9 protein-coding genes are annotated in these 9,923 nt (G+C 67.9%); all 9 read right to left on the bottom strand.

Features of this window, described 5'->3' with window-relative positions:
* Positions 1-151: 151 nt before the first annotated feature.
* The gene (locus IAE58_RS06735; RefSeq protein ID WP_199933234.1) at positions 152-1,252 is read right to left on the bottom strand and encodes a GDSL-type esterase/lipase family protein; all 1,101 of its coding nucleotides are present in this window, start codon (positions 1,250-1,252) and stop codon (positions 152-154) included.
* 90 nt (positions 1,253-1,342) lie between these two features.
* Complete coding sequence (gene kduD / locus IAE58_RS06730; RefSeq protein ID WP_108751714.1) at positions 1,343-2,098, bottom strand: 2-dehydro-3-deoxy-D-gluconate 5-dehydrogenase KduD; 756 nt, start codon at positions 2,096-2,098, stop codon at positions 1,343-1,345.
* A gap of 81 nt (positions 2,099-2,179) precedes the next feature.
* Entirely contained in the window at positions 2,180-3,028 is an 849-nt protein-coding gene (kduI, locus tag IAE58_RS06725; RefSeq protein ID WP_199933233.1) for a 5-dehydro-4-deoxy-D-glucuronate isomerase, read from the bottom strand.
* A gap of 176 nt (positions 3,029-3,204) precedes the next feature.
* The gene (locus IAE58_RS06720) at positions 3,205-4,263 is read right to left on the bottom strand and encodes a LacI family DNA-binding transcriptional regulator (RefSeq protein WP_108751712.1); all 1,059 of its coding nucleotides are present in this window, start codon (positions 4,261-4,263) and stop codon (positions 3,205-3,207) included.
* Between the two features lie 38 nt (positions 4,264-4,301).
* Positions 4,302-5,888, bottom strand: coding sequence for a family 43 glycosylhydrolase (locus tag IAE58_RS06715; protein WP_199933232.1), 1,587 nt, complete (start codon positions 5,886-5,888; stop codon positions 4,302-4,304).
* A 28-nt stretch (positions 5,889-5,916) separates the two neighbouring features.
* Positions 5,917-7,074 (bottom strand): pectate lyase, encoded by a 1,158-nt coding sequence (gene pelA / locus IAE58_RS06710; protein ID WP_233614823.1) that lies wholly within the window; start codon positions 7,072-7,074, stop codon positions 5,917-5,919.
* Entirely contained in the window at positions 7,071-8,354 is a 1,284-nt protein-coding gene (locus IAE58_RS06705) for a TRAP transporter large permease (protein WP_199933231.1), read from the bottom strand. The genes pelA and IAE58_RS06705 overlap by 4 nt, the downstream gene beginning before the upstream one ends.
* Before the next feature lie 3 nt (positions 8,355-8,357).
* Positions 8,358-8,894, bottom strand: a complete 537-nt coding sequence (locus IAE58_RS06700) for a TRAP transporter small permease (protein ID WP_108754988.1) — start codon at positions 8,892-8,894, stop codon at positions 8,358-8,360.
* Between the two features lie 10 nt (positions 8,895-8,904).
* Entirely contained in the window at positions 8,905-9,906 is a 1,002-nt protein-coding gene (locus IAE58_RS06695) for a TRAP transporter substrate-binding protein (protein WP_199933230.1), read from the bottom strand.
* Between the last annotated feature and the right edge of the window lie 17 nt (positions 9,907-9,923).

Raw genomic sequence — 9,923 nt, 5'->3', positions numbered from 1 at the left:
CCGCCCCCCCCCCCCCCCCCCCCCCCCCCCCCCCCCCCCCCCCCCCCCCCCACCCCACCCCCCCCCCCCCCCCCCCCCCCCCCACTCTACGATGCGGCGTCCCCCTTGTAGAGTCGAGCTTGCTCGACTGATGCGGTGTTGGTATCACGGTTCAGCGCGGGTACGCCAGCAACACCACCAGATCCTCCTCCCCCACCTGCTGCAGCGCGTGCGTACTGCCGGTGCGTGTCAGCAGCGCATGGCCGGCACGCACGTCGTGCTGCTTGCCATCCAGCACGTAACTGCCCTGCCCGCTCACGATGTAGTAGATCTCATCCTTGTGCTGCGGATGCAGGCCGATGCCGGCGCCTTTGTGCAGTACCCGCTTGCGCAGCACGAACGGCAGATCCGCTGCATCGGCGAAGAACGGGTACGCGGTGGTCGGCCCGGCACCGCCATGCGGGCCTGGCTGGGTGCGCTTCACCGCATCCTCGTGCACCACCTGCGAGCCGCGCGCCGCATCGCCGCCCTGCGCGGGCGCCATTACATCGCAGTCGATGTCGCGCCTCAGCGCCGGTTTCAGATCGGCAAGCAAGGGCACCGCCTCGCGCAGTACCAGGCAGGCCACCGCATTGGCGCCGGCCACGCTGAAATGCGTTCCGTCGGCCTTGCCCTGCTCGGGCACGAACAGGAAGTAGGGTCGTGCGCCCTGCTCGCCCAGCGCGCGGATCCAGCGCGTGCTGCGGTCGTTCAGATCGATCAACGCGACCTGCTCGCGTGCCGCCAAGGCCTTCATCGACTGCGTATAGCGGCCATGCGTGTCCAGCAGCGATCCGAAGTCGTACAGCAGGCGCGCCACCGGGGTGATCAGCACCGGCGTGGCGCCGCGCTCGCGCGCCACCTGCACGTAGCGCATCAGCAGGCGCGGGTAATCGCTGTCCGGGTCGGTGTAGCGGCTGGCGTCTTCAAACTTCGCATCGTTGTGGCCGAACTGGATCAGCAGCACATCGCCGCGCCGCAGCTCGGCAGCGATTGCGTCCAGGCGTCCTTCGTCGATGAAGCTGCGCGTGCTGCGCCCGCCCTTGGCGTGGTTGTGTACTTCGAAGCGTGCCGGGTCCAGGTAGCTCTGCAGCGCCTGGCCCCAGCCCGCCTGCGGTGCGCGCTCGGGCCCGTATTCGGCGGCGGTGGAATCACCGGCAATGAACACCCGCACCGGCGCCGCCTGCGCGGCGGTGCATGTCAGCAGCAACAACAACAGCAACAGGGTGCGCATGGCCAGGCCCTAGTAGAGCCGAGCCATGCTCGGCTGCTGTGCGGAAGCGGTGCGGAGCACGTCCGCACCCGCCGTGCGTTGCTTGCCGGGTTACCGCGCCAGCCAGCCACCATCGACCGGCAACACGGCGCCGTTCACGTAGTCCGACGCAGACGAAGCGAGGAACACCGCTGCGCCGGCCAGGTCGTCCGGCGTGCCCCAGCGGCCGGCCGGAATGCGGTCCAGGATCGACTGGTTGCGCGCTTCGTCGGCACGCAGCTGGGCGGTGTTGTCGGTGGCCATGTAGCCCGGCGCGATGGCGTTGATGTTCACGCCCTTGCCCGCCCACTCGTTGGCCAGCAGGCGGGTGATGCCGGCGATGCCGCTCTTGCTGGCGGTGTACGACGGCACGCGGATACCGCCCTGGAAGGACAGCATGGAGGCGATGTTGATGATCTTGCCGCGGCCCTGTTCGATGAAGTGGCGACCGGCCGCCTGCGAGATGAAGAACGCCGACTTGATGTTGACGTTCATCACGTCGTCCCAGTCCTGCTCGCTGAAGTCCACCGCATCGGCGCGACGGATCAGGCCGGCGTTGTTGACCAGGATATCCAGGCCACCCAGGCCTTCGATGGTTTCGCGCACCACGCGTTCCACCGGCTCGATGCTGATCAGGTTGGCTTCGATGGCCAGGCAGCGGCGACCCAGCGCGGTGATCTTCTCGATGGTCTCGGTGGGCGGGGCGATGCCGGCCACGGCGACGTCGGCGCCAGCGGCGGCCAGCGCCACTGCGATGCCCTGGCCCAGGCCGGTGTTGCCACCGGTGACCAGAGCGACCTTGCCTTCCAGGCTGAAGGGATTAGCCATTGCGTGTGCGTTCCTTGGTAGGGGCCTGCGTGATGCAGGCCGAAGGCCACCGGCACCGGGTGCGCGGTGGCAGGGCAGGGCTTACTTGAGCTGGCAGATGTCCAGCACGTGCATGTCGGTGTAATCCAGGTTTTCGCCACCCATCGCCCAGATGAAGGCGTAGTTGCTTGTGCCGGCACCCATGTGGATCGACCACGGCGGCGACACCACCGCTTCGTTGTTCTGCATGACGATGTGGCGCTGCGCGTCCGGTTCGCCCATGAAGTGGTACACGCGGTCGTTCTGGCCCAGATCGAAGTAGAAATAGACTTCGCTACGGCGGTCGTGCAGGTGCGGCGGCATGGTGTTCCAGACACTGCCCGGCTTCAGCACGGTCAGGCCCAGCAGCAGCTGCGAGGACTGGCAGGTGGCCGGCACGATGTACTGGTAGATGGTGCGTTCGTTGCTGGTTTCCAGCGCGCCGCGGTCCAGCGCCACCGCGTCCTTGATCGACAGCTGCTTGGTTTCAAAACGGGCGTGGGCCGGGGTCGAGGCCAGGTAGAACTGCGCCGGGTTGGCGGCGTCCTGCGAGGCGAACACCACGTCCTTGCTGCCCATGGCCACGTACAGGCCATCCTTCGGGCCCAGCGTGTACACGGTGCCATCGACGGTGACGGTGCCGGTGCCGCTGCCCACGTTGATCACGCCCAGCTCGCGGCGCTCCAGGAACGGATGGCCGGCGGCCGAGGCCGGTTCGGTCTGCGCCGGCAGCGCCAGCGGGGCATCCACCGGGGCGGCACCGCCCAGCACGAAGCGCTCGTAGTGGGTGTACTTCAGGGTGATCTGGCCGGCGTGGAACAGGCCGTCGAGCAGATACAGCTCGCGCAGCTGGTCGTTGCTGGCGCCCTTGATGGCGTCGGGATGGGTGGCGTAGTGGGTCTTGCAGTACATGGCTTCTCCAGAGCAGGGGGCGGGCCGAAGGGTTCGGCCCCGGCGCGGTTCGTGATCGATTCTAGCGAGGCTGGTAACCGGTGTCATTTTGCGTCGCACGATAGCGGACTGAAGAGTCACGACCAACGGTCGTGACCCACAAACGGTCGTGACCTACCGGACTGATGCCTTCGGTATCAGTCCTCGGGCGGTTGGCAGGAGTCGCGGACGATCAGGTGCGGGCGCACGCTGGCGATCTGCAGCGCGGCCTGGCCTTCGGGCTGGATCAGCATGGCCGCGGCGGTGCGCCCGGTGTCGCGGGTATGGCGGCGCACCGAGGTCAGCGACGGCCACAGCCGCGAGGCCAGCGGGCTGTCGTCGTAGCCGACGATGGACAGCTGGCGCGGAATGTTGATGCCCGCCCGCAGCGCCACCTTGTAGATGCCGGCGGCCATTTCATCGTTGCCGGTGAAGATGGCGGTGGGCCGGCGCTTGCCCAGCAGCAGTTTCTCGGCCGCGGCCACGCCCGATTCGAAGGTGTAGCCGGCCTCGATGATGCGGTCCTTCGGCAGCTCGATGCCGCGCTGGGACAGCGCGTCGATGAAACCGGCGGTGCGTTCGTGGGCCGAGCGGTAGGCGCTGGGGCCGGTTACCAGGGCAATCTCGCGGTGGCCTAGCGACAGAAGGTAATCGGCCGCTTCGGCGGCACCGTCGCGGTCATGGGTCACCACCATCTGCGAACTGTCATCCAGCGGCAGCGCGGCCACGCGGGTGAAGCGGCAGCCGATCTCGTCCAGCATGTCGGCCAGCGCCTGGTCTTCCGAGGCACGCGGCACCAGGATCACCCCGTGCAGCTTCTGCTGCTGCACGAAGCGGCGCACGCCATCGATGTAGCCCGGGCTGCGGCTGTCGCAGGGGTGCACCACCAGTTCGAAGCTGGAGCCGCGCAGCGCGTCCAGCGCGCCGTACTGCATGTCCACGATGTACTGCGCGGTGGGGTTGTCGTAGACCATGCCGATCAGGAAGGAGCGGCGGAAGGCCAGGCCACGGGCCAGCGGATCGGGCGTGTAGCCGACCTCGCGCATCAGCGCCTCGACCTTGTCACGCGTGTCCTTGCGCACCAGCGGCGAGTTGTTGATGATCCGTGAAACCGTTTTCTTCGATACTCCCGACAGTCGCGCGATGTCGTTGATCGTGGCGGCCTTGCCCTTCGCCAATGCCGGCGTGGCGGCATCGTTCTTGTTGCGCACTGACATGTAGTGAACCCGGTAAGTCTGGGGATTCCAGCGCGCGCTCAGTCCAGCGCGCGATAGCGGAAGCTGCGGAAGGTTACCGCACCGTCGCCGGCCGCATACAGCGCCGGTTTCAGTGCCAGGAACTTGCCCGCCACATTGTGATGGTAACCGGACACTTCCATCTGAACCGGGTACTTCTGCCAGCGCTGGCCATCGGTGCTGGAGTGGATGGTGACGATGTGGCGGTTGTTGGTCACCCGCAGCCACAGCTTGCCGCCCTTTGCGCTGGGCGCCAAGCGGGTGGGGCGCTCTTCGCCGTAGCGGTGCATGATGAACTTCTCGCCGTTGCTGCCCACGCCCACGTACAGGCGGTCGCTGTAGAACAGCAGGGCGCCGCCCACCGCGCCCGGGGCGATGTCCATCTCCACCTCGAACTGGTAGGCCTTGTCGCCGGCGATGGCGGTCAGCGGCGAGCTGTCGCGCGGGGTCTGGCCCTTGCCCTGCAGCACCAGGCCCTGGCCGCTGAAGCCCAGCCGCCGGTACTCGTCCTGGGCCGGGTTGAAGAACGACCACTGCGGGCCAAGCGCCTTGCCGCGGAAATCATCGGACAGGGCCATGCCATGGCGGCCCACCGATTCCCCGGAAGGCTTGCGCAGCGGCTGGCCAAGGTCGCCGCCCTTGGCCACGAACCAGCCATCGTCGGTCCACTCGATCGGTTCCAGCAGAGCCTGCCGGCCCAGCGTCCAATAGCCGTTCTCGTAGCCGTGGTACATCATCCACCAGCGCCCGTCGGTGCCTTCGATCACCGTGGCATGACCGCGCGACCACCAGGGTTCGGCGGCCGACTGCGTGCGCATGATCGGGTTGTTCGGTGCGTTCACCCACGGCCCATGGATCGAACGCGAGCGCGCGGTGATCACCATGTGCCCGGTGGGCGGGCCGGCGGTGCCGCCCACGGCGGTGGTCATGTAGTACCAGCCGTCGCGGAAGTGGATCTTCGGGCCTTCCTGGGCGTAGGCCTCCACGTCCCAGCTTTCCGGGTATTTCCAGCCGTCGTAGACGTGCTTCGGCGTGCCGACCACGCTCAGGCCGTCGTCGGCCAGCTGCACGTAGTCGCCGCCGCTCAGGAACAGGTAGCGCTTGCCGTCTTCGCCCACCGCATGGCCGGGATCGATGTAGCCACCCAGGCCGATGTCGATCGGCTCGCTCCACGGGCCCTTGATGCTGTCGGCCCAGACCACGAAGTTGCTGCGGTGTTCACCGGTACGGGCCGGGAAGTAGATGTAGTAGCGGCCCTGGTGCTTGACGATGTCCGGTGCCCAGATCGCGCCCACGTTGCGGGTGATCGCGTGGCCCAGCGGCTGCCAGTTCACCAGGTCGCGCGAGTGCCAGATCGGCAGGCCGGGGTAGGCGTCGAACGAGGACAGGGTGAGGTAGTAGTCCTGGCCGTCCTTCAGCACCGACGGGTCGGGGCGATCGCCGGCGAACACCGGGTTCAGGAAGGTGCCATCGCCCAGGTCGGCCTGGCGCTGGTTCTCGATGCCGCGCTTCCACGCCGTGGACGCTGGCTGGGCCTCCGCCAGTACAGGCGTGGCCAGCAGCAGGGTGGCGGCCAACAGGGATTTCAGAGCGGTGCTGGACAGCATCGGGTTCCTCCGTGGTGCGGATGCGGGTTCAGGGGGCGCGGTGCCCGGTACGCGCGCGCCAGGCCGGCGCATCGCGGTCAAGCAGGGCCTGCGGCCAGGTGCCGTACCAGTGGTAGCCGGTGCGGCGTTCGCGGCCCACCTGCGCATAGGTCTGCAGGCGCTGGCCCTGGCGGTCGGCCAGCACTACCGTGTTGTCGGCCAGGTCGTGGAAGCGGCCCCACAGCGGCGGCGCGCCGGGGTCGGCCAGCAACTGCCGGTCCTGCGTGCTGCGGTGGTGGGCGAACTGTTCGGCCGGGGCATCCACGGTCTGCAGGCGCAGCCCGTGCAGGGCATTGGCCTGGAACCAGGCAAGCGCGCCGTCGATGGCCTGCACCGTCTGCGGCGACGGATCGGGGATGGACATCAGGTAGCGCACCACGCCCACGCTTTCGTCGGTGACCAGCGCGGCCAGCTCGAACTTCCGCCCCGGTGCGGGCTGCAGCGTGGCGGCATCGTATTGGCCCGCCCAGATCGTGGGCCGGCCCTGCTGGCGCACCTGCAACTGCAGCAGGCAGGCATCGCCACGCTGCACGGCGCTGGCCACCCGTGCACGCCGCGCGGCATCGACGAAGGCGAATCGCGGCGCCGTCTGCACCTGCCGCAGCGTGGTCAGCACGCCACTGGTCACATCGTCGGCGAAGGTGATGCGGTCGTGGTAATCGGTACGCGCCGGCACCGAGTGCGGCCAGCCGCCGCAACTGGCGATCTGCTGGTCGAGGATGAAGTCCAGACCGCGCAGCGCTGCATCGCGATAGCGGCTGTCACCGCTGCGGGTGAAGGCTTCGGCCAGGTAATCCACCTGGGTATAGGTGGTGCGGTTGTCGAAGCTGCCGCCCGGTTCGTCCTGCGCCTTGCGTGCGGCCTCGCAGGCCTCGCCATCCAGCACCCGCAGCGGGTCCTGGTTCACCGGCCAGCCGCCGGAGCGGCGCTGCAGAAGCAACAGGTTGTCGGCAATCTGCCGGTACTGCTGCGGCTGCAGCCGCGCGTAATCCTCTGCATGGCCACTGCGCCAGTGGTTCACCCCATCGTTGAAGCTGGCCACCGGAATTGCCTGTGATGCCGGCGATGCCGGCGGCGGCCCGGCCTGGGCGGCGGCGGCCGCCACGCCCAGGCACAGCAGCAATGGCAGCGTACGCCCGCGCATCATGCGCGCAACGCGGCCGGCAGCCACAGCGACAGTTGCGGGAAGAAGGTGACGATCAGCAGCACCGCCAACGCAGCGAACCAGAACGGCCAGATGGTGCGCATGCTCTGGCCCACCGTGATCTTGCCGATGGAGGTGCCAATGAACAGCACCGAGCCCACCGGCGGGGTCACCAGGCCAAGGCCACCGGTCAGCACCAGCACCAGGCCGAAGTGGATCGGGTCGATGCCATAGGCCTTGGCCACCGGCAGGAAGATTGGCGTGCAGATCAGGATCATCGGCGCCAGGTCCATGAAGGTACCCAGCAGCAGCAGCATCACCACGATCATCAGCAGCACCATGAACTGGCTGTGCGCGAACGACTGCAGGAAGTCCACGGCCGCGGTCGGCACCTGCAGGTAGGCCAGCAGCCAGCCGAACACGGCGGCGGTGGCGATCACGAACAGGATCACGCCGGTGCTGCGCGCGGCGTGGATCACCGTGTCGAAGAACTCGCGCCAACGCAGCTGCCGGTACAGCACGGTGGTCACCAGCAGGGCGTAGACCACGGCAATGGCCGCACTTTCCACTGCAGTGAAGATGCCCGCGCGGATACCGACGAAGAGCAGTGCCACCAGGCCCAGGCCGGGCAGGGCGGAGACGATGCGCAGCAGCACCGCGCGCCAGCCGGGGAAGGCTTCCACGCCATAGCCACGGCGGCGTGCCACCGCGTAGCCGGTCAGCATCAACGCCAGGGTCATCAGCAGCGCCGGAACGATGCCGGCGGCGAACAGATCGGCAATGGACAACCCGCCGCCTGCCGCGGCCGAGAACAGGATCAGGTTGTGCGACGGCGGCACCAACAGCGCCACCAGCGCTGCGGTGATGCTGACATTCACCGCGAAGTCGCGGTCGTAGCCGCGCTTGACCATCTGCGGAATCATGGTACCGCCGACGGCCGAGACGTCGGCGATGGCCGAGCCGGACACGCCGCCGAAGAACAGCGAGGACAGGATCGAGACCTGGCCCAGGCCACCGCGCATGCGGCCGACCAGCGACGAGGCCAGTGCGATCAGGCGTTCGGAGATGCCGCCGCGCATCATGATTTCACCGGCGAAGATGAACAGCGGAATGGCGATCAGCGACGCCGAGCCGGTACCCGCCGAGATCTGCTGCACCAGCACGATGGTCGGAATATCCAGGTACAGCAGCGTGGCCAGCGCCGCGGCCGCCAGCGCGTAGGCCACCGGCACGCCCAACAGCAGCAGCACGGCGAATACGGAGAACAGAATAGTGATGCCCATGGATCAACGATCTCCTTCAGCGTCATCGGCGCCGGCATCGGCCGCCGTCTGGTGCAGTGCCTTCCACGCACGGTTCAGCGCGAACAGCACCATCAGCGCACCGCCCAGTGCCAGCGGCAGGTAGTTGATGCTCTGCGGCAGGTTGGCGCCGGCCGCCTTGATGTCCAGGCCGTCCAGCAGCAGGTCGGTGGACCAGAACGCGATGAAGCCGCCCAGTACCGCCACCACCAGCTGGATCAGCACATCGACGGCGCGGCGCAGGCCGGCGCCCATGTAGGCGTGCAGCAGGAAGAAGCCGAAATGGCGGTTGGTATGCACGCCACAGGCGGCACCCAGGCTCATGGCGGTGGCCAGCAGCAGCAGGGTGACCGGCTCGGTCCAGCTGGGCGAATCGTTGATCACGTAGCGGGCGAACACCTGCCAGCCCTGCACCACCACCAGCCCCAGCAGGGCGGCCACGGCGCAGTAGATGGCAATGTCGGCAATGCGGTCCAGCAGGCGCTGTCCAGGCCCGGCGGCGGGCGTCGTCGTCTCGGTCATGGCAGGGTCCTCAGGCAGCGCGGATGCGATCAACCAGCGCGGCGATATCCGGCTGTTGCAGGTAGTGCTTCAGCAGTGGCTGTGCGGCCGCGCGGAAGGCCGGCATGTCCACGTCGTTGGCTTTCACGCCGTAATCGAGCACGGCGCGGCGCGCGGCGCTTTCAGAGGCATCCCACTGCTCGCGCATCACCGCCACCGAAGCGCGTGCGGTGTGCAGCAGCAATTGCCGGTCATCGGGCTGCAGCCGCTCGAAACTGGCCCGCGACATCAGCAGCACGTCCGGCGCATACGAGTGATCGCTCTGCGACCAGTAGTGCGCGGCCTCGAAATGGCGGCTGGAGTGGAAGCTGCGCATGTTGTTCTCGGCACCATCGATCATGTGCGTTTCCATGCCCGAGAAGGTGTCGCCCAGCGACATCGGCGTGGGGTTGGCCCCGAGCAGGCGCATCAGCTGGATGAAGATGTCCGACGAGGCCACGCGCAGCTTCAGGCCGTGCAGATCCTTCGGTGCAACGATCGGGTGCTTGGTGTTGTAGAAGCAGCGCGCGCCCGAATCGTAGATCGCCAGGCCGACCAGGTCGCGGCTCTCGAAACCACGCAGCACGGCCTCGGCCACGCCATCGTCCAGCGCGGCACGCTGGTGCGCCACCGACTTGAACACATAAGGCAGGCACAGTGCCTGGGTCAGCGGAAACGCGTTGTTCAGCGCACCGGCATACACGCGGGTGATGTCGATGGCACCGAAACGGGCCATGTCGATCGCTTCCGATTCGCGGCCGAGCTGACCCGAGTGGTATTGGCGCAGGCGCAGGCGGCCGTTGGTTTCGCGCTGCAGCGTCTCACCGATCCACTTCACCGCGGTCACGGTGGGGTAGTCGGCCACGTGCACGTCGGTGGCGGTCAGCAGGGCGCCGCCGTCCACGCTGCCCGCCGGCCCACGGCCGCAGGCGGCGAGCATCGGCGTGGCCAGGGCAGCAGCGCCACCGGCCAGGAAATTACGTCGTGTGATCATCTGCGCCCTCCCGCGCG

Source organism: Stenotrophomonas sp. S49 (genome assembly GCF_016624905.1).
In the GTDB taxonomy this organism is placed as follows: domain Bacteria; phylum Pseudomonadota; class Gammaproteobacteria; order Xanthomonadales; family Xanthomonadaceae; genus Stenotrophomonas.
This window is presented reverse-complemented; position numbering and strand designations above follow the sequence as displayed.